The organism is Rhizobium sp. Leaf341, assembly GCF_001424325.1.
GTDB lineage: Bacteria > Pseudomonadota > Alphaproteobacteria > Rhizobiales > Rhizobiaceae > Ferranicluibacter.
Genome location: NZ_LMPE01000003.1, coordinates 1,047,791 through 1,073,434, shown reverse-complemented (window position 1 = coordinate 1,073,434; position 25,644 = coordinate 1,047,791). Strand labels below are relative to the sequence as shown.

Genomic DNA, 25,644 nt, shown 5'->3' with positions numbered 1-25,644 from the left:
GGTACACTGCGTGCGATGAGACCGGGCCCAGAAATACGGGAATGACAGCATGACGCCGGATGCCGCGATGGAGGGGCTCCAGGAGAAACCGGATGCCGAGGCTGCGCTACCGAGCGCCGGCGTGCCGCAGGATTTCGATGCGCTGAAGGCCGTCATTCTGGAACGCAAGACGCAATTGCCCAAGCGCTTGCGCCAGGTCGCCGCCTATGCGCTCGATCAGCCGGACGAGATCGCTTTCGGAACGGCTGCCAGCATCGCCGCTGCCGCCGACGTGCAGCCTTCGACGCTCGTCCGCTTTGCCCAGCATTTCGGCTTTGAAGGGTTTTCGAGCCTGCAGCAGATCTTTCGCGCCCGCCTGCGGGAGCGCAATCCGGGCTACGAGGAGCGCTTGCGGGCGCTTGGCGACAACGGCCACAGCCGGGGCGAAAGCGGCGCGATCTTCAACGGCTTCGTGGCCGCGGCCCACCGGTCGCTCGACAACATCGCCGGCTCCGTCGATCCCGCCGCCTTCGAGCAGGCGGTCGATCTCCTGGCGAAGGCCGACACCATCTTCCTCATCGCCAAGCGGCGGTCCTATCCGATCTCCGGCTATATGGCCTATGCCTTTGGCAAGCTGAAGATCCGCTACCAGATGGTGGGCACGGCCGCCGGTGTCGATGACGACATCCTCGCCTTGGCCGGACGCCGCGACGCCGCCTTCGCGGTCAGTTTTTCGCCCTATACGTCCGAAAGCATTCACCAGGCCCGGCTTTTGGCAGGCCGCAAGGTTCCGGTCGTCTCTCTCACCGACAGCGCCTTTTCGCCCCTCGTCGAATCCTCGAAGATCTGGTTCGAGATCGTGGAGGCCGACCACGCCGGATTTCGGTCGCTCTCGGCCAGTATGGCTTTCGCCATGGCGCTGACCGTTGCGGTGGCGGAGAAGCGCCAGCGCGGATGGCCTGTTCCAGATATGGAATGAAAATTCCATATTGACGGATAGACGGAACCTATGTTTCATGTGCGGCTATTCGGACAGGAAGAGACGACAAGCCGCACGTCGGGAGGACAGCAACGTTGACCGGGATCAGCCAGAGGGATGCGGCGCGGCCGCTCGATATCATCACCATTGGTCGCGCCTCGGTCGATCTTTACGGTCAGCAGATCGGAACGCGGCTGGAAGACGTCGCAAGCTTCGCCAAGTCGGTCGGTGGTTGCCCGACCAACATTGCGGTCGGCACTGCGCGACTCGGCCTGAAATCGGCGCTTCTGACCCGCGTCGGTCGCGAGCAGATGGGCCGCTTCATCGTGGAGCAACTGACCCGCGAGGGTGTGGAAACCAAGGGTATCGTCACCGACCCCGAGCGTCTGACCGCGCTCGCCATTCTCGCCGTCGAGAACGACCACTCCTTTCCGCTGCTCTTTTATCGCGACAACTGCGCCGACAACGCGCTCTGCGAGGACGATGTCGACGAGGCTTTCATCCGCTCGTCCCGCGCAATCCTCGTGTCCGGCACGCATTTCTCGCGTGAAAACACCGATGCCGCGCAACGCAAGGCGATCCGCATCGCCAAGGCGAACGGCGTCAAGATCGCTTTCGACATCGACTACCGTCCGAACCTCTGGGGCTTGGCCGGGCACGACGCGGGCGACAACCGCTATATCGCGTCCGCCCATGTTTCCGCGCATCTGAAGACGGTTCTGGCCGATTGCGACCTGATTGTCGGCACGGAGGAAGAGGTGCTGATCGCCTCCGGCGAAAGCGACCTTCTCGCTGCCCTGAAGACCATTCGCGCGCAGTCCGCAGCGACCATCGTCCTCAAGCGCGGCCCCATGGGCTGCATCGTCTATGACGGCGCGATTTCGGACGATCTGGAAGACGGCATCATCGGCCGGGGTTTTCCGATCGAGGTCTACAATGTGCTCGGCGCAGGCGATGCCTTCATGTCCGGCTTCCTGCGTGGCTGGCTTGCCGGAGAACCCCACGCGACATCGGCCACCTGGGCCAATGCCTGCGGCGCCTTTGCCGTCTCGCGCCTCCTTTGTGCGCCCGAAATTCCCACCTGGACCGAACTGCAGTTCTTCCTCGAGAACGGAAGCCCGGAGCGTGCGCTGCGCAAGGATGCGGCGATCAACCACGTGCACTGGGCAACCACCCGCCGCCGGGAGATCCCGAGCCTCATGGCGCTGGCCATCGATCACCGCAGCCAGCTCGAAGACATGGCCGCCGGCGACGCCGCCAAGCTCGCCCGTATTCCCGCCTTCAAGGTTCTCGCGGTCAAGGCAGCGGCGAAAATCGCCGACGGGCGGCCGGGTTTCGGCATGCTGATCGACGACAAATACGGCCGGGATGCGCTCTATGCCGCCGGTGCATTGAAAGATTTCTGGGTGGCAAAGCCGATCGAGCTGCCGGGCTCGCGTCCGCTGCAGTTCGAGTTCAGCCAGGATCTCGGCAGCCGCCTCATCGACTGGCCGGTCGATCACTGCATCAAGGTTCTGAGCTTCTACCATCCGGACGACCCGGCCGATCTCAAGGCGACGCAGATCGCCAAGCTGCGCAGCGCCTTCGAAGCAGCGCGCAAGGTCGGCCGCGACATCCTGATCGAGATCATCGCCGGCAAGCACGGTCCGCTGGATGACACGACCATCCCGCGGGCGCTCAATGAGCTCTACGATGCCGGACTGAAACCCGACTGGTGGAAGCTGGAGCCGCAGGCAAGCCGCAGCGCCTGGAGCGCCATCGACGATGTCATCGAGACGCGCGATCCGCTCTGCCGTGGCGTGGTTCTGCTCGGTCTCGAAGCGTCTTACGATGCACTGAAAGAGGGCTTTGCCGCCGCCCGCACCGCGCGGCAGGTTCGCGGCTTTGCCGTAGGGCGGACGATCTTCGTGGAGGCGGCGCGCCGGTGGCTCGCCGGCGAGATCGACGATGCCGCGGCGATCGACGACATGGCGCACCGGTTCCGCCAGCTGGTCGACCTGTGGGTCGGCCTCGCCGACGAGAAAGCGGCCTGAACAGGCCACGATGCTGACGACAACGACCGCCGGAACGGGCGGCAGGGACAGGCGGGCAGACAGCCTGCGGCGTGAGGAGACCTTGAGATCATGAACCAGCAAGCCCCCATCGCATCGGACGACGGCGCTCACAAGGCGACGAGATCGCCGGGCACCGTGCGGCTGACCATGGCGCAGGCGCTCGCGCGCTTCCTGACGCGGCAGATGACGGTGATCGACGGCGAGACCGTGCCGATTTTCGGCGGCGTCTTCGCGATCTTCGGTCATGGCAACGTGGCCGGCATGGGCGAAGCGCTGCACGGCATCAAGGACGTGCTGCCGACCTACCGCGCGCAGAACGAGCAGGGCATGGCCAATGCCGCCGTTGCCTTTGCCAAGGCGAGCTTCCGCCGCCGCTTCATGGCTTGCACCACCTCGATCGGCCCTGGCGCGCTCAACATGGTGACGTCGGCAGCCCTTGCCCATGTCAACCGGTTGCCCGTTTTGCTTCTGCCCGGCGACGTTTTTGCCAATCGCCGGCCCGACCCGGTGCTCCAGCAGATCGAGGATTTCGGCGACGGCAGCATGACCGTCAATGACTGTTTCCGCCCGGTCTCGCGCTATTTCGACCGTATCACCCGTCCCGAACAGATCATTCCGGCGCTGCGCCGCGCCATGCAGGTGCTGACCGACCCCTCCGAGTGCGGCCCGGTAACGCTGGCGCTCTGCCAGGACGTTCAGGCCGAGGCCTATGATTATCCCGAGAGCTTCTTTGCCGAGAAGGTCTGGCTGCCGCGCCGGCTCCGGCCCGACACGCAGGAACGCCTGGCCGCCTCCACGGCGATCGCGGCGGCGAAGAAGCCGATCATCATTGCCGGTGGTGGCGTGCTCTACAGCGAGGCGAGCGCGGCGCTCGCGACCTTTGCCGAAAAGCACGGTATTCCGGTGATGGAGACACAGGCCGGCAAGTCGTCGCTGCCGGACAGCCATCCGATGAACATGGGTTCCGTCGGCGTGACCGGCACCTCGGCGGCCAATGTGCTGGCCGAAGAAGCCGACCTCGTGCTGGCGGTCGGCACCCGCCTGCAGGATTTCACCACCGGCTCCTGGGCGCTGTTCAAAAATGACGGGCTGAGGATCGTCGGTCTCAACGTGCAGTCCTTCGATGCTGCCAAGCATGAATCCCTGCCGCTCGTCTGCGACGCTGCGATCGGCCTTTCCGAACTGTCGGCAGAGCTGGGGGCCTACCATGCCGGCAGCGGCTGGGGAGACAAGGCCGGCAGCCTGAAGACCGAATGGCAGGCAGCGGCCGACACGTCGCTCGCCGCCACCAATGCGACGCTTCCATCCGACGCCCAGGTGATCGGCGCAGTGATGCGGGCCCGAAAGGGCGACACGACGCTGGTCTGCGCCGCGGGTGGCCTTCCGGGCGAACTGCACAAGCTGTGGCGCGCCGAAAAGCCCGGCAGCTATCACATGGAATACGGCTTCTCGACCATGGGCTATGAGATAGCGGGCGGTCTGGGCGTCAAGCTTGCCAAGCCCGAAAGCGACGTCATCGTGATGGTCGGCGACGGCAGCTACATGATGCTGAATGCCGAGATCGCCTCGTCCATCATGCTCGGCGCGAAGCTCACGGTCGTGCTTCTCGACAATGCCGGCTATGGCTGCATCAACCGGCTGCAGATGGCGACCGGCGGTGCGAACTTCAACAATCTCCTGCAGGACACGCATCATGTCGCGCTGCCGGCGATCGATTTCGCCGGCCATGCCGCCGCCATGGGGGCGGTGACGCGCAAGGCCGCCTCGCTCGCCGAACTGGAAGCAGCGCTGGCCGAAACCGCGGGCGAAACCCGGACAACCGTCATCGTCATCGACACAGACCCGCTGATCACCACCGACGCCGGTGGCCACTGGTGGGATGTGGCCGTGCCCGAGGTTTCGGAGCGCGATGCCGTCGGGCAGGCACGCCGGGCCTATGAGCGGGCACTCGCCGCCCAGCGCGTCGGCTGATCTCCTTAACTCCCGTCATCACGAAGAAGCACCACAGAGACACATCATGATCCGCTACGGAACCAACCCGATCGCCTGGAGCAACGACGACGATCAGACGATCGGCGCCCATCTCTCGCTCGAAGACTGCCTGTCCGATTGCCAGAAGATCGGCTTCGACGGTATCGAGAAGGGTCACAAGATGCCGACCGAGCCGCAGGCGCTGAAGGCGAAACTGGCCGAATACGGCCTCGTCTTCGTTTCCGGCTGGCACTCGACCAACCTTCTGACCCATGATGTGGAGGCCGAGAAGCGGGCGATCCAGCCGCATCTTGATCTTCTCAAGGCAAATGGCTGCAAGGTCTGCATCGTCTGCGAGACGTCCAATGCCATTCACGGCGATGACGCGACCTCGCTTGTGGCCGACAAGCCGGTGCTGCCCGACGACCAGTGGAAAACCTTCGGCGCCGATCTCGAGGCGATTGCCCAGTATTGCGCCGATCAGGGCATCGATCTGGTTTATCACCATCACATGGGCACGATCGTCCAGACCGGGCCCGAGATCGACCGGCTGATGGAGACGACCGGACCGGCAACCAAGCTGCTGCTCGACACCGGCCATGCCTGGTTCGGCGGCTCGGACCCAGCCGAGCTTGCCCGGAAATACATGCACCGCGTCCGCCACATCCACGCGAAGAACGTGCGTCGTGCGGTGCGCAAGGAGGTCGAGGACAACGGGCTCTCCTTCCTCGAAGGCGTGCGCCGCGGCGTTTTCACCGTGCCGGGCGATGATGAGGGCGGCGTCGATTTCCTGCCCGTTCTCAAGATTGCTGCCGAACATGGCTATGACGGTTGGCTGGTCATCGAGGCGGAACAGGACAGCGCCATCCGCATTCCGTTCGAATACCAGTCGCTGGGCTTCCGATCCCTCAAGGCCTACGCACGGGAGGCCGGTCTCGACCGGTCCTGAACCTCTCTCCGAAAGGAAGCCGACATGCCGAACCTTCTCGTCAAGCCGAGGGCCGAAACCGGCCTCGTCCACGACGTCACGCCGGAAAGCGCCGGCTGGACCTATGTCGGTTTCCAACTGCACAAGCTCGCGGCCGGGGAGGCCGTCTCGGGCCGGACGGGCGAGCGCGAGGTCTGCCTCGTCCTCGTCGCCGGCAAGGCACGCGTGACGGTGGACGATGAGGATTTTGGCGAACTCGGCGAACGGATGACGCCGTTCGAGGGTGCACCCTTTTCGGTGTATGCGCCGAAGGGCGCCGCCTATACGGTGACGGCAACGACAGATCTCGAGCTCGGCGTCTGTTCGGCACCGGGCGGCGAAGGCTTCAAGGCACAGGTCATCCGGCCCGACCGGCACCCGCAGATGACGCGCGGCAAGGGCACAAACACCCGCTACGTCACCAACATCATGCCGGAAAACGACGAGGCAGCGCAGTCACTGCTGGTGGTCGAAGTCATCACGCCCGGCGGCCACACCTCGTCCTATCCGCCGCACAAGCACGACGAGGACAACCTGCCGGCCGAAAGCTTCCTGGAAGAAACCTATTACCACCGCCTCAATCCGGCGCAGGGCTTTGCCATGCAGCGCGTCTATACGGACGACCGGTCGCTAGACGAGACCATGGCAGTCGAGAACGGCGATGTCGTGCTGGTGCCGAAAGGCTATCACCCTGTCGCGGCGATCCATGGATACGACCTCTATTATCTCAACGTCATGGCAGGGCCGGCGCGGGCGTGGAAGTTCAACAACGCCAAGGAGCACGAATGGCTTTTCACCGGCGTGTGACAGAGGCTCCGCGCGTAAAACGCCGGAGGTTGACGGATCGGTTATCGGACGGGGTACGGAAAGCTGCCGCCAAGGATCGATTTTGATATGACACCTTCCGGTGCGCCTTCCAGCCGTTTCAGCGAGGGACTGCAGGCTCTCGGAGGGAGGCCGTTTCTGCAGACCCGAAGCGGTTGGGCTTGCCTCCATTCCGCGCCTCAAGGAGCGGATCCCGCCTTGCGGAAACGCCTTGTCATCGATCCGAGACGGAGCGGAGCGATGATGGCATAGCCGGTTCGGGGCGCGGATATAGGCCCTGACATTGCAAGAGGGAGAACGGCAATTATCTCCCGGCTTGAAAAGGCATATGAGGCGGCGTCCTCGCTGGAGCGGATCATTTTGCGCCGGAACAGGTTCAGTTCCAAGCAACGACGTTTCGCGCAAGCAAAAGGAGGATCGATATGAAGATCGATGGTGCGTGCCACTGCGGACAGATCAGCTTTGAAGCGGAGGTCGATCCCGATGCCGTTTCGGTCTGCCACTGCACCGACTGCCAGCAATTGACGGGCACGGCCTATCGGGTCAGCGTCTCGCTCCCCAGCGACCATTTCCGGCTGACGAAAGGGTCACCGAAAACCTATGTGAAGACAGCGGACAACGGGAACCGCAGACTGCAGATGTTCTGTTCCGACTGCGGCTCCCCGATCTTCACGACCGGCGAAGGCGAGGCGGCGCAGGAGATCGCCATCCGCTGGGGCACCATCCGCCAGCGGCGCGATCTCGCTCCGACCCGCCAGATCTGGTGCGCCTCCGCAGCGCCTTGGCTGGACGCCGTCTCGGCCTTGCCCGGAACGGCCGGCGATTGAAGCCCTGACGTCGGCCGCCGGAAATCGATTTCGAAAGCAGGGATTATGGAGTAAGTCCGGGAGACTTTCCCAAGCGGCCCGCCCTGCCGGGTATGATCCACCGCGTTACCGCTACCGAACGGCCCCTGCGCCGAAGTCCCTACGCCGAAAGGCGCGAAAACTTAAAGGAATGCTCCTCTTGTCTTCTCCCGTTTCCGCTTCTCCCGTGTCCTCGTCCGCCGCGTCTTCCCCTTTCTCGTCGCATCCGACCCTCGGCAAGCCCTTTTCCGCTTTCCTCTTCGACATGGACGGCACGCTTCTCAATTCGATTGCAGCGGCGGAGCGCGTCTGGGGGAAATGGGCCGTGGCGCACGGGTTGGATCTCAAGACCTTCCTGCCTTTCATGCATGGCAAGCGTGGCATCGACACGATCACGCAGCTGAACTTGCCCGGCGTCGATCCGGCCAAGGAAGCCGCCTATATCACGCAGGCGGAGATCGACGACGTCGAGGGCGTGAAGCCGATCCCCGGCGCGCTCGAATTCCTGAAGTTGCTGCCCGCGGATCGCTGGGCGATCGTCACCTCCTCGCCACTGCCGCTTGCCAGAGCGCGTCTCGCCAAGGCCGGAATCACGGCGCCGAAGTTTCTTGTGACTGCGGAAGACGTGACGCAGGGAAAGCCGGCACCGGATTGCTACCGACTGGGCGCCGAGCGCGTCGGGTTCGACCCTACCGATTGCCTCGTGTTCGAAGATGTCCCGGCCGGTGTGACGGCCGGCGAAGCCGCCGGCTCGGATGTTGCGGTGATCACCACGACGCATGAGCATCCCATGGAGACCACGCATCTCAAACTTCCCGGATATGAGGGACTTTCGGTTGAAATCGCCGCGGATGGACGCCTCATGCTGGTCGAAAAGACGGCGGCCTGATCAGAAGCGCGAGTTGCCGCACGGTGTCAAAGGGTTGTCACCGCGCGGTGGCGACCTAACTAGACCCTCATGCCAAACGACAGCCACCCTCTTTTCCGACAGGATCCGGGCGCCTCGACCCTGCAGCAGGCGCTGCTGTCTCCTGCGGTCGCCGACGCCTTCGGGCGCCTTGCGGCAGAGCCTGACGACTGGGCCCTTTTCCTCGATATCGACGGGACGCTTGTCGATCTGGCGGAAACGCCGGACGCGATCCGCGTTCCCCCGGACCTGCCCTCCACGCTGATGGCCGTTTCCAACCGGCTGGGCGGCGCGCTTGCGCTCGTGACGGGGCGGGCGCTGCATTATGCCGACGTCCTGTTCGATCCAGCGACGTTTCCCATTGCCGGTCTGCATGGCGCCGAGCTGCGCGACCAGACGGGCGCGATTACCCGGCCGGAGATCACGCCGGCCTTCGTTACCCTGAAGAACGAGCTTGCCCGCACCGTCAAGGACTGGGAGGGCGTGCTGTTCGAGGACAAGGGTGCCGCCGTTGCCCTGCATTACCGGCTGGCGCCGGAACGCTGCGCCGATGTCGAACACGTCATGCGACGCGCTTCGCTCGCCATTGGCGGAGACTGGGGCCTCCAGTTCGGCAAGATGGTGGTGGAGCTTCGCCCCGCGACGGCCAGCAAGGGCGCGGCCGTCATGACGTTCCTGTCGCAATCGCCCTTTTCAGGCCGTAAGCCGTTGGCGATCGGCGATGACGTTACCGACGAGGCCATGTTCAAGGTGGCCAACGCCGCCGGCGGCATGTCGCTGCGCGTCGGCGAGCCGGGTTTCGAAACGCAGGCCCAAGCGACCATCGGCTCGGCGCAGGCGGTTCGGGACGCCCTGACGATGCTTGCCCACGGCAGCAAACCGTGAGCGACGCCATCTGCGCGACAGGCTTCGGCTTGGGGCGGACGTTGCCCTGCCCTGTGCTCGCCTGTGCGTCCCTGGCGGAGCAGAATTCTGAAAGGAAGACATCTTGAGCCGTCTCATCGTCGTGTCCAACCGCGTGCCGGTACCGGAAAAATCGGGAGATGCGCCTGCCGGCGGTCTTGCCGTCGCGCTGCAGGCCGCACTCGAAGAGCATGGCGGCATCTGGATGGGCTGGTCGGGCAAATCCAGCGGCACGAAGGAGCCGGCTCCCCTCGACCTCAAGGATCGCGGCAAGATCACCTATGCGCTTACCGATCTCACCGACAAGGACGTCGACGAATATTATTTCGGATTCGCCAACCGCGTGCTCTGGCCGATCTGCCACTATCGGCTGGATCTCGCTGAATACGGCCGCAAGGAGATGGCCGGATACTTTCGCGTCAACCGCTTCTTCGCCCATCGGCTGGCGCCGCTGCTGGAGCCGGATGATGTCATCTGGATTCACGACTATCACCTGATCCCGCTGGCGGCCGAACTGCGCCAGATGGGCATTCAGAACCGCATCGGCTTCTTCCTCCATATCCCGTGGCCGCCAGCCGACGTGCTCTTCGCCATGCCGGTGCATGAGGAGATCATGCGTGGCCTCTCGCATTACGACCTGATCGGCTTTCAGACCGACCACGATCTCGAGAACTTCGCCGGCGGCCTGCGCCGCGAGGGCATCGGCAACGAGATCAGCCCCGGCCGCTACAGTGCGCATGGCCGGATCTTCAAGGGCGGCACCTATGGCATCGGCATCGAGACGAAGGCTTTCGCAACCTTCGCCCGCAAGAGTGCGTCTCATGTCATGGTGAAGAAGGCGGCCGCCAGCATCGAAGGGCGCGACCTGATCATCGGCGTCGACCGGCTCGATTATTCCAAGGGCATCACCCAGCGCATCGATGCCTTCGAGCGCTTCATCGAGGCGAGCCCGGGGCAGCAGGGCAAGGTAACCTATCTGCAGGTCACACCGAAATCCCGTTCCGAAGTGCCGGAATATGAGGCCATGCAGCGCACGGTGGCCGAACAGGCCGGACGCGTCAACGGCGCGCTCGGAACGGTCGACTGGGTGCCGATCCGCTACATCAACCGCTCGATTTCACGGCCGATTCTCGCCGGGCTCTACCGAATGGCGAAGGTTGGTCTGGTCACGCCGCTGCGCGACGGCATGAACCTCGTTGCCAAGGAATATGTGGCGGCGCAGGATCCCGAAAACCCCGGCGTGCTTGTGCTCTCGCGTTTCGCCGGTGCGGCCCGCGAGCTGGACGGGGCGCTGCTCGTCAATCCCTATGACATCGAGGGCACAGCCAATGCCATCGCGCGGGGGCTGTCCATGCCGCTTCCCGAGCGGCAGGAGCGGTGGGGCCGGATGATGGATTATCTGAACGAGCACGACGTGGTGCGCTGGTGCGACGATTTCCTCAAGGATCTCGTCGCCTGATCAGCGTCCAAGAACACATCCGACCGAGATATCACGCCGCCTTGGCGACGTGATATTCCTTGATCGCAACCATCTTGATCGCCTTCCAGCGCTCCGCTTCGTAATTCAGCGAAAAACCGTCCTGAGCGAGGAAGACCGGGTCTCCATCGAGGTCGCGGGCGATATCGCCGCGCCGTGCGGTGATGAAGCGGTCGAGTTCGCCAGGGACATCGGAGGACACCCACCGGCAGATCGAGAAGCGGGCCATGTCGAACGAGACGGGCAGGCCGTACTCGCCCTGGAGACGCTCCTTCAACACATCGAGCTGCAGCGCGCCGACGACACCGACGATGGCCGGGGAGCCATCTTCGGGAGAAAACAGTTGCACGACACCTTCTTCAGCCATCTGCTGTAGCGCTTCCTTGAGCTTCTTGGCCTTCATGGCATCCTCCAGCCGCACGCGGCGCAGGATTTCCGGCGAGAAGTTCGGAACGCCCTGGAACACCAGCGGTTCGCCTTCCGTCAGCGTATCGCCGATGCGCAGCGTCCCGTGGTTGGGAATGCCGACCACGTCGCCGGCATAGGCCGTATCGGCCAGCTGGCGCTGCGAAGCGAAAAAGAACTGCGGTGCGGTGAGGCCGAGCTGCTTACCGGTGCGGGCAAGCCGCGCCTTCATGCCGCGTTCCAGCTTGCCGGAACAGATGCGCGCAAAGGCGATGCGGTCGCGATGGTTCGGGTCCATGTTGGCCTGGATCTTGAAGACAAAGGCCGTCATCTTGTCCTCGTTGGCATGCACCGTGCGGATATCCGCCACCTGATCGCGCGGCGGCGGCGCCATGGCGCCCAGCGCATTGATAAGGTCGCGCACGCCGTAATTGCGCAACGCGGAGCCGAAGAAGACCGGTGTCATGTGGCCTTCGAGGAAGGCCTGCCGGTCGAACGGACGACAGGCCTCGATGGCAAGCTCCGTTTCCTCGATGAAGGCGGCGCGTTCGTTTTCAGGCAACCGGTCGGCCACCGCCTGCGGACCGTTGACCTTCAGCGCCTCGACCTGCGTGTCTGCGCCGCGCACCGTGTTTTCCGCCAGATAATAGGAGCCGCAGAAGGTCTTCGACCGGCCGATCGGCCACGTGATCGGCGCCGTATCAAGCGCGAGCTTTTCTTCGACCTCGTCGAGGATCTCGAAGGGATCCCGGCTTTCCCGGTCCATCTTGTTGATGAAGGTGATGATCGGGATGTCGCGCATGCGGCAGACCTCGAACAGCTTCAGCGTCCGCGGCTCGATGCCCTTGGCGGCATCGATCACCATCACGGCGGCATCCACCGCCGTCAGGGTGCGATAGGTGTCGTCGGCAAAATCCTCGTGGCCGGGCGTGTCGAGGATATTGAAGACGTTACCGTCATATTCGAACGTCATTACCGAGGTCACGACCGAGATGCCGCGCTCGCGCTCGATCTTCATCCAGTCGGACCGGGTCTGGATCCGGTCCTTCTTGGCCTTGACCTCGCCGGCCAGCTGAATCGCGCCGCCGAACAGCAGGAGCTTTTCGGTCAGCGTCGTCTTGCCCGCGTCGGGGTGCGCGATGATCGCAAAGGTTCGGCGGCGGGAGACCGCATCGGCGAGCGTTTCAGCCATGGGAAGTGTCCTGTTTTGGAAGGCTTATCTAGCGATATGGCGGCCGATATGCAATTGACGCCGTCGATCCCTTGCTCTGCTCCCGTATCAGGCTTCGTAAAGGAGTTGCCCATGCCCGACCTCTCGACGCCCGTTCTTGCCCTGATCCGTCTTCCCCATGGCGCGGGACTGGCGCTGCCGGCCTATGAGAGCCCGGGGGCGGCCGGCATGGACCTGCGCGCTGCCGTGAGCGTGGACAAAGCGCTGGTGATCGGTCCGGGGGAGCGCGCGCTGGTGCCGACCGGCTTCGTCTTCGAGATCCCGGATGGGTTTGAGGGGCAGGTTCGGCCGCGCTCGGGCCTCGCCTTCAAGAATGGTGTTACCTGCCTGAACACGCCGGGAACGATCGACAGCGACTATCGCGGGGAGGTGAAGGTGCTGCTGATCAATCACGGGAGCGAGCCCTTCACCGTGGTGCGCGACATGCGCATCGCGCAGATGGTGGTCGCGCCGGTGACGCAGGCCCGCGTCCGGGAGGCGACTGCGCTTTCGCTGACGGCGCGCAGGGATGGCGGTTTCGGGTCGACCGGTCTTTAGCGAGGTGTCCCCCCGCGCTTTCCTCAGGTGGGTGGGGAAAGCCCGCGCTCTGCAAGGTTTCACGGAATTGTGCGCCGCATCATCTTGACGCTCTCGGTACGCATACATACAGTCGTGTTTGTATAACGCGTGACCCGCCGTGAACCTGGTCAGGGTTGCCGTCCGACTTCATGTCTTCCGGCCGACGCTACGATCTCTTTTGAAGACATCGTCCGCGCGCCGGCTCTTTTCGTGGGACCTTCCTATGCGGACCAATCGCCTGACGCTCGCCGCCCTTCTCATCGGCGCGGCTTTCCTGAGTGCCTGCCAGCAGGAGGAGACCAAAGCGGAAGGACAGCCGCAGCGGCCGCCCTCCGAAGTCGCGGTCATCACCACCAAGACGGAGGAGCTGCCGATCACCAACGAGCTGCCCGGCCGGATCGCCGCTACCCGCACGGCGGAAGTCCGTCCGCGGGTCTCCGGCATCGTGGTCGAGCGTGTGTTCGAGCAAGGCACCACGGTCCAGCAGGGCGACGTGCTCTACCGCATCGACCCGAAGCCCTTCCAGGTGCAGGTGGACAGCGCCGAGGCGACGCTTGCCCGCGCACGCGCCGCCCAGACGCAGGCGCGCAACACCGCCGGACGCCAGGAGCAGTTGCGCAAGTCGAACGTCGCGACGCAGCAGAACTTCGATGACGCGGTCGCTTTGCTCGCGCAGGCCGATGCCGATGTGGCGATCGCCGAGGCTGGCGTTGCATCGGCCCGCCTCAACCTGCAATACACCAATGTGACCGCCCCGATCACCGGCCGCATCGGTCGCGCGTTGATCACCGAGGGTGCGCTCGTCACGCAGAACGGCACGGAGAATCTGGCGACGATCCAACAGCTCGACCCTGTCTATGCGGACTTTACCCAGACCGCGACCGACGTCATCCGTCTGCGCAAGGCGCTGCAGGACGGCCAGCTGATGACCAATGCCAACGAGGCGGCCGCTCAGCTGGTGCTGGACGACGGAACGCCCTATCCGGAAAAGGGCCGACTGCTGTTTTCGGAAGCGGCCGTCGACGAAACCACCGGCCAGATCACCCTTCGCGGCGAGTTAGCCAACCCGAACGGCGATCTCCTGCCGGGCATGTATGTGCGCGGGCTCATCCAGCAGGGCATCGAGCGCCATGCGATCGCCGTGCCGCAGCAGGCCATCCAGCGCGACACTGCCGGCAAGGCGCTCGTCTACGTCGTCAATCCCGAGAGCAAGGTCGAGATCCGTCCCGTCACGACGAGCCGGGTCGTCGGCGACCGCTGGGTCATTTCCAACGGCCTGAAGGCCGACGAGAAGATCATCGTCGAGGGCTTCCAGAAGGTTGGCCCAGGCGCACCCGTCAAGGTCGTCGACTGGAACCCGGCACCACCGAAGCCCGATGCTGGCGCCGCGGCTGCTCCCACCGCGCCGGAAGGCGCGCCGGCCGGCACCAACCAATCCGGCACCAACCCGGCCGGCGGAGAACAGTCGGGCACCCCGGCGGCCTCCGCTGACAAGCCCGCAGTTCCCGAAGGTGGTGCCGCACCGGCTGCGGCGCAGACCGGCGACGATGCAGGCGCAGACGCTGGCAAAAACACCGGCAAAGACACTGGCAAGGGTGCTGACAACGGTGCCGGCAACGGCGGCGCACAGCCCGCACAAGCGAATTAAGGACGGTCCATGCCCAGTTTCTTCATCGACCGGCCCATCTTCGCCTGGGTCGTCGCCCTCTTCATCATGATTGCAGGGATCATCGCGATCCCCTTTCTGCCCATCGCGCAGTATCCGAGCGTGGCGCCGCCGCAGATCAGCATCTCCGCCACCTATCCCGGCGCCTCTTCCACCGAGACGTATCAGGGCGTGACGCAGCTGATCGAAAACGAGCTGAACGGCATCGAAGGGCTCCAGTATTTCGAGTCTACGTCGAACGCCGCCGGCGCTGTATCCATCAACGTCACCTTCGCGCCCGGAACCGATCCGGGCGACGCGGCCGTGGACGTGCAGAACCGTGTCCGTCGCGTCGAGCCGCGGCTGCCGGATGCCGTGACGCAGCAAGGCATTCAGGTCGATGAAGCCGGCTCGGGCTTCCTCCTCATCATCTCGCTCACCTCCACCGACGGGTCGATGGACGCGATCGGCCTCGGGGACTATCTCAGCCGCAACGTCCTGAACGAAATCCAGCGTATCGAGGGCGTCGGCCAGGCCCAGCTGTTCTCCTCCGAGCGCTCCATGCGCGTCTGGATCGACCCGGACAAGATGGTCGGCCTCAACCTCACGGCCGGCGACGTGACAAGCGCCATCCAGGCGCAGAACGCCCAAATCGCAGCCGGCTCCATCGGCGCCCAGCCCAACCCGATCACCCAGCAGGTCTCCGCCCCGGTTCTCGTCAAGGGCCAGCTGTCCACGCCGGAAGAGTTCGGCGCGATCGTGCTGCGTGCCAATCCCGACGGGTCCGCCGTACGCCTACGCGACGTTGCGCGTATCGAGGTTGGTGGCCAGAGCTATGACACCTCGACCCGCCTCAACGGCAAGCCATCGGCCGCCATTGCGGTGCAGCTGACCCCGACCGGCAACGCGCTCAACACCGCGACGCTGATCGAAGAGCGGATGGAGGAGCTGAAAGGCTATTTCCCGACGGGCGTCGAATATTCCATTCCCTACAACACCGCGCCCTTCGTCGAGGTCTCGATCGAGAAGGTGATCCATACGCTGCTGGAGGCGATGGCGCTCGTCTTCCTCGTGATGTTCCTGTTCCTGCAGAACTTCCGCTACACGCTCATCCCCACGATCGTCGTGCCGGTCGCCCTGCTCGGCACCTGCGCCGTCATGTATGTCGCGGGCTTCTCCATCAACGTGCTCACCATGTTCGCCATGGTGCTGGCGATCGGCATTCTCGTCGACGACGCCATTATCGTCGTGGAAAACGTCGAGCGCATTATGACGGAGGAGGGGCTGACGCCCAAGGAGGCCACCCGCAAGGCGATGGGCCAGATCACCGGTGCCGTCATCGGCATCACGCTCGTTCTGTCCGCCGTGTTCATTCCCATGGCCTTCTTCCCGGGCTCGGTCGGCGTCATCTACCAGCAGTTCTCGCTGACCATGGTGACCTCGATCCTGTTCTCCGCGTTCCTGGCGCTCTCGCTGACCCCGGCTCTGGCCGGCAGCTTCCTGAAGCAGATCCCGAAGGGCCAGCACCAGAAGAAGCGCGGCTTTTTCGGCCTGTTCAACCGGGGTTTCGATCGTACCTCGCACCGTTACAGCACCTGGGTCGGCTGGCTGATCCAGCGCACGGGCCGCTTCATCCTCGTCTATCTCGTGATCGTCGCCGCCATGGGCTACCTGTTCATGCGGCTTCCCTCGGCCTTCCTGCCGAACGAAGACCAGGGCTACATTATCGTCTCCATGCAGCTGCCATCGGAAGCCACGGCCAATCGGACGACCGAGGTCATCCAGCAGGTCGAAAGCTTCTTCGGGAAGGAAGGCGCCGTCGATCGCATCATCGCCGTCAACGGTTTCTCCTTCTCGGGCTCCGGCCAGAATGCCGCTCTCGCCTTCATCACCCTGAAGGACTGGGCGGAGCGTGGACCGGACGATGCCGCGGCATCGATCGCCATGCGCGCCTCGATCGCTTTCAGCCAGATCCGCGACGCGATCGCCTTTGCGCTGTCACCGCCGCCGATCCAGGGGCTCGGCACCAGCAACGGCTTCGAATTCCGGCTTCAGGACCGTGCAGGCCAGGGCGACACGGCCCTCGCCGCCGCCCGCGACCAGCTGCTCGGTCTTGCCGCGCAGAGCCCGATCCTGGCCGGCGTCCGCGTCGATGGCCTGCCGGACGTCGCCCAGCTGAACCTGATCGTGGACCGCGAGAAGGCCAACACGTTCGGTGTCGCCTTTGCCGACATCAACGCGACGATCTCGACCAATCTCGGCTCTACCTATGTCAACGACTTCCCGAATTCGGGCCGTCTGCAGCGTGTAACGGTGCAGGCCGACGTGGCCAAGCGCACCAAGCCGTCCGACCTGCTGACGCTCAACGTCCGCAACACCAATGGCGGTATGGTGCCTTTGTCGGCCTTCTCCTCGATCGAATGGCAGATGGGGCCGGCGCAGACCGTTGGTTACAACGGCTATCCGTCCATCCGGATCTCGGGCCAGGCGACGCCCGGCCATTCCTCCGGCGAGGCGATCACGGAGATGGAGCGGTTGATGGGCGAATTGCCGTCCGGCTTTGCCTATGAGTGGTCCGGCCAGTCGCGTGAGGAAATCCAGTCGGGATCGCAGGCTCCGCTTCTGATCGGCCTGTCCTGCCTCCTGATCTTCCTCTGCCTCGCCGCGCTCTACGAAAGCTGGTCGATTCCGATCTCGGTCATGCTCGTGGTGCCGCTCGGGATTATCGGCGCCGTCATCGCCATCGCGCTGCGCGACATGTCCAACGACGTCTATTTCAAGGTGGGCCTGATCACGATCATGGGCCTCTCGGCCAAGAACGCGATCCTGATCATCGAGTTCGCCAAGGAGCAGATGGAGGCGGGCAAGTCGCTGATGGACGCGACGATCGAGGCGGCGCATCTGCGCTTCCGGCCGATCCTCATGACCTCGCTCGCCTTCACCCTCGGCGTCGTGCCTCTCGCGATCGCCAGTGGTGCATCGGCGGCGAGCCAGAATGCGATCGGCACCGGTGTTCTCGGCGGCATGATCTCGGCGACCATCCTCGCGATCTTCTTCGTGCCGGTGTTCTTCGTCTTCGTGATGAAGATCTTCCAGCGCGGCAAGAGAAAGACCGATCGCACCACGCCGGCGGCGGCTCCCGGCCACACCCCGGCCGAGTGATCGCGGTGTCCGCCCGTCGTCAGCCGGGCGGAGCCAGCGTCGAAGCCCTGCGGGAGGCGTGAGACAGACCATGCGACGGACGAAGGCGAAGGCGGAGGAAACGCGCAACCGAATCCTGACGGCGGCGGAGTACGTGTTCTATGAGAAGGGCGTTTCCAACGCGACGCTCGAGCATGTCGCCTCGGCCGCCGGGGTTACCCGCGGCGCGATCTACTGGCATTTCCAGAACAAGGCCGATATTTTTCTCGAACTCTACAAGGCCGTGCCCTTGCCCGACGAGGAACTGCTCCGGGGGGAGATCGAGAATGCCGGCATCGACATTCTTGCCCATATCGAGGCGGTCGCCGGCGACTGGCTGGATGTGATGGCTGAGGACGAGCAGCGCCAGCGCATCCTCACCATTCTCCTGCGCTGCGACTATACGAGCGATCTTGCCCCCGTCCTCGGCCGCCAGCAGGAGATCGACGACGAACACACGCGGTTTCTGGAGGATGCCTTTTCCCGGGCCGCAGCCCGCGGCACGCTCAGCAGCGCCTGGACGCCATCGAGCGCTGCACGGGCGCTCCGCTGGATGATCAAGGGCCTCTGCAGCGAATGGCTCCTGTTCGGCCGTCGCTTCGACCTCGCCGAAGACGGCCGCCAGGGCCTGTCCCGGCTCTTCGGCTGTTTTCGACGCGGGGACGCACCGGTGACGTAACCAGGGGTGTCGCCAGCTTCCGCCGACGACAGATGCCCCGCGATCGCTAGAAGGCGGGGCGATCGAAACGCACGACCGACCGTCAGGATTTTCCTGCGCCGTCCCGCATAGCCGTCACGCGAGATCTGTCGTCCTCAGTGTGCTTCGTCCCAGTTGTGCGCGGCGCGGGCGTCCACTTTCAGCGGCACGCGCATGTCGAGCGCCGGCATGGCGGCATTTTCCATGGTCGACACGATCAGCGGGATGGCCTTGTCGATCTCGGCCTCCTCCACCTCGAAGATCAGTTCGTCATGGACCTGCAGCAGCATGCGGCAGCGGTCGGCGAGTTTTGCGGCCTCCAGCGCCGGCTCCATCTGCACCATCGCCCGGCGGATAACGTCGGCGGCCGAGCCCTGGATCGGAGCGTTGATGGCCGCGCGTTCGTTGAAGGCGCGCACCGACGGGTTGGACGAGCGGATGTCAGGATAGTGCGCTCGGCGGCCGAAAATGGTCTCGACATAGCCATTCTCGCGCGCGAACGCTTTGGTCGCATCCATATAGTCGCGGATGCCGGGGAAGCGCTCGAAATAGCGCTTGATGTAGTCGCCGGCCTCGGAGCGCTCGATGGAGAGCTGATTGGCGAGGCCGAAGGCGGAAATGCCGTAGATGATACCGAAATTGATGGCTTTCGCCCGCCGACGGATCTCGCTCGGCATGCCCTCGACCGGCACGCCGAACATTTCGGACGCCGTCATAGCATGGATGTCGATCCCCTCGGCAAAAGCCTGTCGGAGCTGCGGGATATCCGCCACATGGGCAAGCACCCTGAGCTCGATCTGGCTGTAGTCGGCCGAAATCAGCTTGTGGCCCGGCGTCGAGATGAAAGCCGTGCGGATCTTTCGACCTTCGGCTGTGCGGATCGGGATGTTCTGGAGGTTGGGTTCCGACGAGGACAGCCGGCCTGTGGTGGTGGCGGCCAGCGCGTAGGAGGTATGGACGCGCTTCGTGTCCGGATGCACGAAGCCGGGCAGGGCGTCCGTATAGGTGGATTTGAGCTTGGTCAGCTGCCGCCAATCGACGATGCGCCGTGGTAGGTCATGGCCTGAAAGGGCAAGATCTTCCAGCACCTGTGCCGACGTCGACCACTGTCCCGTCTTCGTTTTCGATGCGCCGGGCAGGCCCATCTTGCCAAAGAGAATGTCGCCGAGCTGCTTGGGCGAGCCGATATTGAAGCTTTCTCCGGCCAGCTCGTGGATTTCGGCCTCCAGCCGCGCCGCGCCCTGGGCAAGTTCGCCAGACAGCCGCGACAGGATCTGCCGGTCGATGGAGATCCCGCGCTCCTCCATGCGCGCGAGCACCGGCACCAGCGGCCGCTCCAGCCTTTCATAGACGCGCATGAGCTTCTTGGCCGCAAGCCGGGGCTTGAGAACGTGCCAGAGGCGCAGCGTCACGTCCGCGTCCTCGGCGGCATAGGCGGTCGCTCGGTCGATGTCGACATAGTCGAACGTCACCATCGACTTGCCGCTGCCGGCCACGTCCTTGAAGGGGATCGGCTGGTGTCCGAGCCAGCGTTCCGACAGGGCATCCATGCCGTGGGCGTTCGCACCGGCATCCGAGATGTAGGACATCAGCATGGTATCGTCGAAGCGGGCGATTTCGACGCCGTGCCGCTTCATGACGAGATAGTCGTATTTCAGGTTCTGCGCGACCACGAGAACGGCGGGATCCTCGAGCAGCGATTTCAGGAGATCGATCGCCTGTCCGCTCGGGATCTGGTTTTCCACCAGCCCACCGCCGAGGAGATCGCCGACGCCGCTCTTGTGGAGGAGCGGCACATAGGCTGCGCGGATGGCGGTGCCCGAGGGGTCGCGGCTGTTGTCGGCGATGGCAAGCGAGAAGCCGACGAGATCGGCGCGCATGGCATCGAGCGAATTCGTTTCCGTGTCGAAGCCGACGAGTCCTGCCTCGCGGGCGGCCGCGATCCAGCTTTCGAGCGTTGCGGCATCGCGGATCGTCACATAGGTCGACCGATCGATGGGGGCGGTGGCAAAGGCGTCGGCGCGGGCCTGCGCCAGCCCCTGTGGCGTTGTGCCGCTCTCAACGGGAAGGATGGGCGCCTGGCTGAGGATTTTCGCGGCGTCTTCCGCGGTCTCGTGGGCGTTCTGGGCGCCCTGGGCGGAAGGTGGGACCGCGGCCTCGCCCGGATCGAGATCCGGGCCGTGCGCCTTCGCACCGCCTTCGACGGGAACCTGCGCAGCCGTCACCGCTTCTGCATCGGTGTTGGTTGCCGCTGCCACGCGGCGGGTGAGTGAGGTGAACTCCATGGCCTTGAGGAAGGCGACCAGCTTTGGCCCATCCTGCGGATGCAGGTCGAGCGCGTCGAGCGGCATGTCGACGGGGACATCGGTCTTGAGGGTCACGAGTTCGCGCGACAGGCGGGCGAGATCGGCATTGGCGATGATGGTTTCACGGCGCTTGACCTGCTTGATCTCGCCGGCGCGGGCAAGCAGCGTATCGAGATCGCCAAAGGCTTCCAGCAATTGCGCCGCCGTCTTTGGCCCAATGCCCGGAATGCCCGGTACATTGTCGGTCGAATCGCCCGTCAGCGCCTGCAGGTCGATCATCTTCTCGGGAGGCACCCCCCATTTCTCGATGACCTCGGGAATGCCGATCTGCTTGTCCTTCATGCTGTCATACATGGATACGCAGGGCGTCAGCAGCTGCATCAGATCCTTGTCGGAGGACACGATGGTCACGTCGCCGCCGGCCTCTTCCGCCATGCGGGCATAGGTGGCGATCAGATCGTCGGCCTCGTAGCCTTCCATCTCGATGCAGGGCAGGTTGAAAGCCCGCGTCGCGTGGCGGATCAGTCCGAATTGCGGGATCAGGTCTTCCGGCGGCGCCGTGCGGTTGGCCTTGTACTTGTCATAGAGATCGTTGCGGAACGTCTTGGAAGAATAGTCGAAAATGACGGCGAAATGCGTCGGCGTGACGCCGACCGAGGTGTCGCGGGCATCGGTCAGAAGCTTCCACAGCATGTTGCAGAAGCCCGACACCGCATTGACCGGCAGGCCGTCCGATTTGCGGTTGAGCGGGGGAATGGCGTGGAAGGCCCGGAAGATGAAGCCGGAGCCGTCCACGAGGAAGAGATGATCGCCTTTTTTCATGGAGAGAAGGGATAGCGCGGCGGGCGCGAAAGGTCCATTCTACGCGGGCAAGGTCGACAATCTTTCCAGGGTGCTTGATGATGGTGCCGGACGAAATGGAAACGAGGGACGGATGAGCAAGACAGCGATCGCTCGAGCCTATGCGGTTCCTTTCCTGCTGATGAGTCTTGTCGGACTCCTGGCCATCTCGATGAACGACGGACCTGTCGATATCGCCCGGAAGATGGTTCTGGTACCGATGTTTCTGCTGGCCATGCGGGGGGTGAGAACATTTTTTCCGGAGGCGAAGGACGAAAGCCGGAGCCTGCTGACGCATCTCGAGTTCCAGCTTCTGGCCTCGGGTCTCCAGGCCGTCTTCGTCGTCTTGATCGCAACGCCGGGGAACGACGAAGCGTTGTCGCAGATGGCAAGGTTCGTGGTGTTGATGACGCTCGGAATGGCGGCCGTCAACATGGTCCTGTTCTGGCAGAGCCGTCGCTCGCATCCCAAACGCAATGACGCAGGTTCAAACCTTACCAATTTGTAATCAGGCTTCGCCCGGGGCTTCCCTTGAAAAGCCACATTCGGACCCACAAATCCAGGTCAACGGCAGCGTCAAGCGCCGTCATCTGGTCAAGGCCTGTCCCCCGCCGAACCCAGATGCAAGGACAAAGGCCTAACCCCCCTCTCCGGGCCTTTGTCCATCATCAAAAACCGTCATGGCCCGCCTCCGCCATGGCGGTTTTTCTATTTTAGCCCGTGATGGTATCTTCAGTTTGACCTCGGCGGGCCACTGCCGCCCGTCGCTGCGATCTTGTCACCGTCCCTTTGCAGGCGTACCGATGATCATGGCCTACGACCGCATGGAGTCCGCCACCTATCTCGCTGGCCTGCTGGCCAGACGCTTCTCCCGCCAGCTGCAGGAGAGGGGCCGAACGCTCGGCTTTGCGCCGGGGCAGTTTCCGGTTCTTGCAGAATTGTGGACCGCGGATGGTCTGACCCAGCTCCAGCTGCTCGACCGGCTGGATGCCGAGCAGGCGACGCTTGCCAACACGCTCGCGCGCATGGAGCGCGATGGGCTGATCGTGCGGCGTCCGCATCCGGGCGACCGGCGGGCGCAGCAGATCTTTCTGACCGACCGGGGGCGGGCGCTCGAAGGCGACGCGATGGCAGCTGCAAAGGCGGCGGACGATGCACTCTTCGTCGGCTTCCGACGCTTCGAGCGCGCCCTGATGCTCGAATACATGCGCATGGCCATCGCCAATGCCCCCCAACCTCAGCGGGATGCCCACGAGGCATGCGCGCGCGCGCCGGAGACGGAGGACGGCCGGGACACGCCTGGCAAAAGCTCGAAATGAGGCGCGGGTCTTCCCATTCGGGAATTTTTGAGTAGGGTCGCGCCGACATCAAGGAGCAGTGCCAATGACCGATATCACCGGCGTTCTTGCCAAGGCGGACACCAATCTCGACGCCAGCCTGGAGCGGCTCTTCGACCTCGTGCGCATCCCCTCCATTTCCACCGATCCAGCCTACAAGGACGCTTGCCGCAAGGCGGCGGAATGGCTGGTCGCCGACCTTCAGAGCCTTGGTTTCACAGCCTCCGTGCGCGATACGCCCGGCCATCCCATGGTCGTTGCGCACCAGGACGGCGCCGCCGCCGACGCGCCGCATGTTCTGTTCTACGGCCATTACGACGTGCAGCCGGTCGATCCGCTGTCGCTCTGGGACACCGATCCGTTCACGCCCGCCGTGCGCGAGCTGTCGCCCGGCCGCAAGGTCATCACCGGTCGCGGCACCTCCGACGACAAGGGCCAGCTGATGACCTTCGTCGAGGCCTGCCGGGCCTACAAGGAAACGCAGGGCAGCCTGCCGTGCCGGATCACGATCCTGTTCGAAGGCGAGGAGGAATCCGGCTCGCCGTCCTTGAAGCCGTTCCTCACTGCCCATGCCGAGGAGTTGACGGCCGACTATGCGCTGGTCTGCGATACCGGCATGTGGGATCGTGAGACACCAGCGATTTCGGCCGGCCTGCGTGGGCTCGTCGGCGAGGAAGTCGTGGTAACGGCGGCCGATCGCGACCTGCATTCCGGCCAGTTCGGCGGAGCGGCTGCCAACCCGATCCACATCCTGTCGCGTATCCTTGCCGGGCTGCACGACGAAACCGGCCGCGTGACGCTTGACGGCTTCTATGACGGTGTCGAGGAAACCCCGACGCAGATCAAGGCCGCATGGGAAACGCTCGGCCAGACGGCGGAGAAGATGCTGGGCGAAATCGGTCTCGCCATTCCCGCCGGCGAACAGGGCCGCTCGGTCCTCGAACTCACCTGGGCGCGTCCGACGGCCGAGGTCAACGGCATCACCGGCGGCTATACCGGCGAAGGCTTCAAGACCGTGATCGCCTCCAAGGCATCGGCCAAGATTTCCTTCCGCCTCGTCGGCCAGCAGGATCCGGCCGCCATTCGCACGGCGTTCCGCGATTTTGTCCGGGCTCGCATCCCGGCGGACTGCTCGGTCGAATTTCACGAACACGGCGGCTCGCCCGCTATCCAGCTGCCCTATGATTCGCCCCTTCTCAACACGGCGAAAGCAGCCCTGTCGGAAGAGTGGCCGAAGGCGGCCGTGATTATCGGCATGGGTGGCTCCATTCCGATCGTCGGCGATTTCCAGAAGATGCTGGGCATGGAATCGCTCCTGGTCGGTTTTGGCCTGTCGGACGACCGCATCCATTCGCCCAACGAGAAATACGACCTGCAGTCCTTCCACAAGGGCATTCGCTCCTGGGTCCGCATTCTCGACGCGCTGGCCGCAGCACGCTGAACACGCATGCTGAGACATTGAAATCTCTCAAGATTGTGAGGAGCTGCCGGCCGGGACGCCCTTGACCCGGCCGGGTGGCGATGGTCTCATGACCCATATGACATCGAGACTGCTTCCGCCGGACCGAAAAAGACCTGCATGAAGACGATCCGTGCTTTGATCTGGCCGGCTGTCGGGCTCGCAGCGATCCTGTTCTCGCTTTACGGCCTCTATCACGAGCTGCGGGGGCTTTCGCTTGCGGACGTGCTGACCCGCTTCGAGGCGGTGCCGCTGCGCAGCTGGCTTCTGTCGGCGGGCGCCACGCTGGTCGCCTACGCGGCGCTCGCCGCCTACGACCATCTGGCGCTCGAGCATCTCGGGCGGCGCCTGTCGCTGATCTTCATCACCATCTGCTCGTTTACCGCCTATGCCCTGTCGCACACCATCGGTGCATCGGTGTTCTCGGGCGCCGTCGTGCGATACCGGGCCTACGGATCCAAGGGGCTGAGCGTCAGCGAAACCGGCATTCTCGTCGCCTTCTGTTCGCTGACCTTCGTGCTGGGCACGCTGACCCTGTCGGCCATCGTGCTGCTGATCGAGCCGGAGATCGTCGATCGCTTTTCCGACGTCATCCCGATCGAAGCTTCGATTTCGACGGCGTTGTTCATTCTTGCGCTGATCTCGCTCTATATCCTGGGGAGTCTGATCGGCTTCCGTCCCATCAACACAAAATGGTTCCGGCTGGAATATCCGCGGCCGACGCTCGCTGTTCGCCAGCTGCTGATCGCCCCGGTCGAGCTGATCGGCGCGGCGGCGATCATCTATTTCGCCCTGCCGGCGATGGGCAATCCCGGCTATATGGTGGTTCTCGGCGTCTTTCTCGCATCGTTCTCTGCAGCGCTGCTCAGCCATGCACCCGGCGGCATCGGCGTGTTCGAGCTGATCTTCATCGCGGCGCTGCCGGAGGTCGATCCGGCATCGGTTCTGGCCGCCCTCGTCATCTTCCGGCTGTTCTACCTGGTCATTCCGTTTGTGATGGCACTCGTGGTGGTCGTCCTGTTCGAGCGCCGCCAGTTTCTGGAGCGGCGCCGCGTAGAGCCCTGATCGGAGGGGATTCG

At 64.2% G+C, this 25,644-nt stretch carries 18 protein-coding genes and 1 pseudogene; 17 read left to right on the top strand and 2 right to left on the bottom strand.

What is annotated here, in order from left to right:
- Positions 1-67 precede the first annotated feature (67 nt).
- The 9 genes from ASG03_RS06640 (at position 68) to otsA (ending at position 10,889) form a co-directional block, all read left to right on the top strand.
- Complete coding sequence (locus tag ASG03_RS06640; RefSeq protein WP_062693081.1) at positions 68-958, top strand: MurR/RpiR family transcriptional regulator; 891 nt, start codon at positions 68-70, stop codon at positions 956-958.
- 104 nt (positions 959-1,062) lie between these two features.
- Positions 1,063-2,991: a bifunctional 5-dehydro-2-deoxygluconokinase/5-dehydro-2-deoxyphosphogluconate aldolase gene (locus ASG03_RS06635; RefSeq protein WP_062693080.1), complete on the top strand. Its 1,929-nt coding sequence runs from the start codon at positions 1,063-1,065 to the stop codon at positions 2,989-2,991.
- 90 nt (positions 2,992-3,081) lie between these two features.
- A complete protein-coding gene (gene iolD / locus ASG03_RS06630) occupies positions 3,082-4,983 on the top strand; it encodes a 3D-(3,5/4)-trihydroxycyclohexane-1,2-dione acylhydrolase (decyclizing) (protein ID WP_082475563.1) in 1,902 nt (633 codons plus the stop codon).
- Positions 4,984-5,029: 46 nt separating this feature from the next.
- Complete coding sequence (gene iolE / locus ASG03_RS06625; protein WP_062692956.1) at positions 5,030-5,932, top strand: myo-inosose-2 dehydratase; 903 nt, start codon at positions 5,030-5,032, stop codon at positions 5,930-5,932.
- 24 nt (positions 5,933-5,956) lie between these two features.
- Positions 5,957-6,757 carry a 5-deoxy-glucuronate isomerase gene (iolB, locus tag ASG03_RS06620; RefSeq protein ID WP_062692955.1) on the top strand — a complete coding sequence of 267 codons (801 nt, stop codon included), beginning with the start codon at positions 5,957-5,959 and terminating at the stop codon, positions 6,755-6,757.
- A gap of 440 nt (positions 6,758-7,197) precedes the next feature.
- Positions 7,198-7,602 carry a GFA family protein gene (locus ASG03_RS06615; protein ID WP_062471512.1) on the top strand — a complete coding sequence of 135 codons (405 nt, stop codon included), beginning with the start codon at positions 7,198-7,200 and terminating at the stop codon, positions 7,600-7,602.
- 283 nt (positions 7,603-7,885) lie between these two features.
- Positions 7,886-8,509: an HAD-IA family hydrolase gene (locus tag ASG03_RS06610; RefSeq protein WP_244475190.1), complete on the top strand. Its 624-nt coding sequence runs from the start codon at positions 7,886-7,888 to the stop codon at positions 8,507-8,509.
- Between the two features lie 69 nt (positions 8,510-8,578).
- Entirely contained in the window at positions 8,579-9,412 is an 834-nt protein-coding gene (gene otsB / locus ASG03_RS06605; protein WP_082475561.1) for a trehalose-phosphatase, read from the top strand.
- Positions 9,413-9,515: 103 nt separating this feature from the next.
- The gene (gene otsA, locus ASG03_RS06600; RefSeq protein ID WP_062471509.1) at positions 9,516-10,889 is read left to right on the top strand and encodes an alpha,alpha-trehalose-phosphate synthase (UDP-forming); all 1,374 of its coding nucleotides are present in this window, start codon (positions 9,516-9,518) and stop codon (positions 10,887-10,889) included.
- Positions 10,890-10,920: 31 nt separating this feature from the next.
- Here otsA and ASG03_RS06595 read toward each other — a convergent pair whose 3' ends face one another.
- Entirely contained in the window at positions 10,921-12,504 is a 1,584-nt protein-coding gene (locus tag ASG03_RS06595; RefSeq protein ID WP_062471506.1) for a peptide chain release factor 3, read from the bottom strand.
- A 111-nt stretch (positions 12,505-12,615) separates the two neighbouring features.
- Between ASG03_RS06595 and dut the strand changes: the two genes are divergently transcribed.
- The 4 genes and pseudogenes from dut to ASG03_RS06575 all read left to right on the top strand — a co-directional run bounded on the left by dut (position 12,616) and on the right by ASG03_RS06575 (position 18,605).
- A complete protein-coding gene (dut, locus tag ASG03_RS06590) occupies positions 12,616-13,080 on the top strand; it encodes a dUTP diphosphatase (RefSeq protein ID WP_062471503.1) in 465 nt (154 codons plus the stop codon).
- A 244-nt stretch (positions 13,081-13,324) separates the two neighbouring features.
- Positions 13,325-14,518, top strand: a pseudogene (locus ASG03_RS06585) (efflux RND transporter periplasmic adaptor subunit); the annotation flags it as partial.
- Positions 14,519-14,758: 240 nt separating this feature from the next.
- Positions 14,759-17,908, top strand: coding sequence for an efflux RND transporter permease subunit (locus ASG03_RS06580; RefSeq protein WP_062692954.1), 3,150 nt, complete (start codon positions 14,759-14,761; stop codon positions 17,906-17,908).
- A gap of 70 nt (positions 17,909-17,978) precedes the next feature.
- Complete coding sequence (locus tag ASG03_RS06575) at positions 17,979-18,605, top strand: TetR family transcriptional regulator (RefSeq protein WP_062692953.1); 627 nt, start codon at positions 17,979-17,981, stop codon at positions 18,603-18,605.
- Positions 18,606-18,739: 134 nt separating this feature from the next.
- Here the strand turns inward: ASG03_RS06575 and polA are convergent, their stop codons facing one another.
- Positions 18,740-21,751, bottom strand: coding sequence for a DNA polymerase I (polA, locus tag ASG03_RS06570; RefSeq protein ID WP_062692952.1), 3,012 nt, complete (start codon positions 21,749-21,751; stop codon positions 18,740-18,742).
- A 112-nt stretch (positions 21,752-21,863) separates the two neighbouring features.
- On the opposite strand from polA, the gene ASG03_RS06565 reads away from it, so the two are divergent.
- The 4 genes from ASG03_RS06565 to ASG03_RS06550 all read left to right on the top strand — a co-directional run bounded on the left by ASG03_RS06565 (position 21,864) and on the right by ASG03_RS06550 (position 25,630).
- Complete coding sequence (locus tag ASG03_RS06565; protein ID WP_062692951.1) at positions 21,864-22,277, top strand: hypothetical protein; 414 nt, start codon at positions 21,864-21,866, stop codon at positions 22,275-22,277.
- 301 nt (positions 22,278-22,578) lie between these two features.
- Entirely contained in the window at positions 22,579-23,088 is a 510-nt protein-coding gene (locus ASG03_RS06560; RefSeq protein WP_082475600.1) for a MarR family transcriptional regulator, read from the top strand.
- Positions 23,089-23,152: 64 nt separating this feature from the next.
- Positions 23,153-24,547, top strand: a complete 1,395-nt coding sequence (locus ASG03_RS06555) for a dipeptidase (RefSeq protein ID WP_062692950.1) — start codon at positions 23,153-23,155, stop codon at positions 24,545-24,547.
- Between the two features lie 138 nt (positions 24,548-24,685).
- Positions 24,686-25,630 (top strand): lysylphosphatidylglycerol synthase domain-containing protein, encoded by a 945-nt coding sequence (locus ASG03_RS06550; protein WP_062471482.1) that lies wholly within the window; start codon positions 24,686-24,688, stop codon positions 25,628-25,630.
- Positions 25,631-25,644 lie beyond the last annotated feature (14 nt).

Excerpts from the sequence above, each read along its gene's own strand:
- ASG03_RS06640 (WP_062693081.1), top strand. The coding sequence starts at position 68 with ATGGAGGGGCTCCAGGAGAAACCGGATGCCGAGGCTGCGCTACCGAGC.
- iolD (WP_082475563.1), top strand. The coding sequence starts at position 3,082 with ATGAACCAGCAAGCCCCCATCGCATCGGACGACGGCGCTCACAAGGCG.
- iolE (WP_062692956.1), top strand. The coding sequence starts at position 5,030 with ATGATCCGCTACGGAACCAACCCGATCGCCTGGAGCAACGACGACGAT.
- iolB (WP_062692955.1), top strand. The coding sequence starts at position 5,957 with ATGCCGAACCTTCTCGTCAAGCCGAGGGCCGAAACCGGCCTCGTCCAC.
- ASG03_RS06615 (WP_062471512.1), top strand. The coding sequence starts at position 7,198 with ATGAAGATCGATGGTGCGTGCCACTGCGGACAGATCAGCTTTGAAGCG.
- ASG03_RS06610 (WP_244475190.1), top strand. The coding sequence starts at position 7,886 with ATGGACGGCACGCTTCTCAATTCGATTGCAGCGGCGGAGCGCGTCTGG.
- otsB (WP_082475561.1), top strand. The coding sequence starts at position 8,579 with ATGCCAAACGACAGCCACCCTCTTTTCCGACAGGATCCGGGCGCCTCG.
- ASG03_RS06595 (WP_062471506.1), bottom strand. The coding sequence starts at position 12,504 with ATGGCTGAAACGCTCGCCGATGCGGTCTCCCGCCGCCGAACCTTTGCG.
- dut (WP_062471503.1), top strand. The coding sequence starts at position 12,616 with ATGCCCGACCTCTCGACGCCCGTTCTTGCCCTGATCCGTCTTCCCCAT.
- ASG03_RS06580 (WP_062692954.1), top strand. The coding sequence starts at position 14,759 with ATGCCCAGTTTCTTCATCGACCGGCCCATCTTCGCCTGGGTCGTCGCC.
- ASG03_RS06575 (WP_062692953.1), top strand. The coding sequence starts at position 17,979 with ATGCGACGGACGAAGGCGAAGGCGGAGGAAACGCGCAACCGAATCCTG.
- polA (WP_062692952.1), bottom strand. The coding sequence starts at position 21,751 with ATGAAAAAAGGCGATCATCTCTTCCTCGTGGACGGCTCCGGCTTCATC.
- ASG03_RS06565 (WP_062692951.1), top strand. The coding sequence starts at position 21,864 with ATGAGCAAGACAGCGATCGCTCGAGCCTATGCGGTTCCTTTCCTGCTG.
- ASG03_RS06560 (WP_082475600.1), top strand. The coding sequence starts at position 22,579 with ATGGCCTACGACCGCATGGAGTCCGCCACCTATCTCGCTGGCCTGCTG.
- ASG03_RS06555 (WP_062692950.1), top strand. The coding sequence starts at position 23,153 with ATGACCGATATCACCGGCGTTCTTGCCAAGGCGGACACCAATCTCGAC.
- ASG03_RS06550 (WP_062471482.1), top strand. The coding sequence starts at position 24,686 with ATGAAGACGATCCGTGCTTTGATCTGGCCGGCTGTCGGGCTCGCAGCG.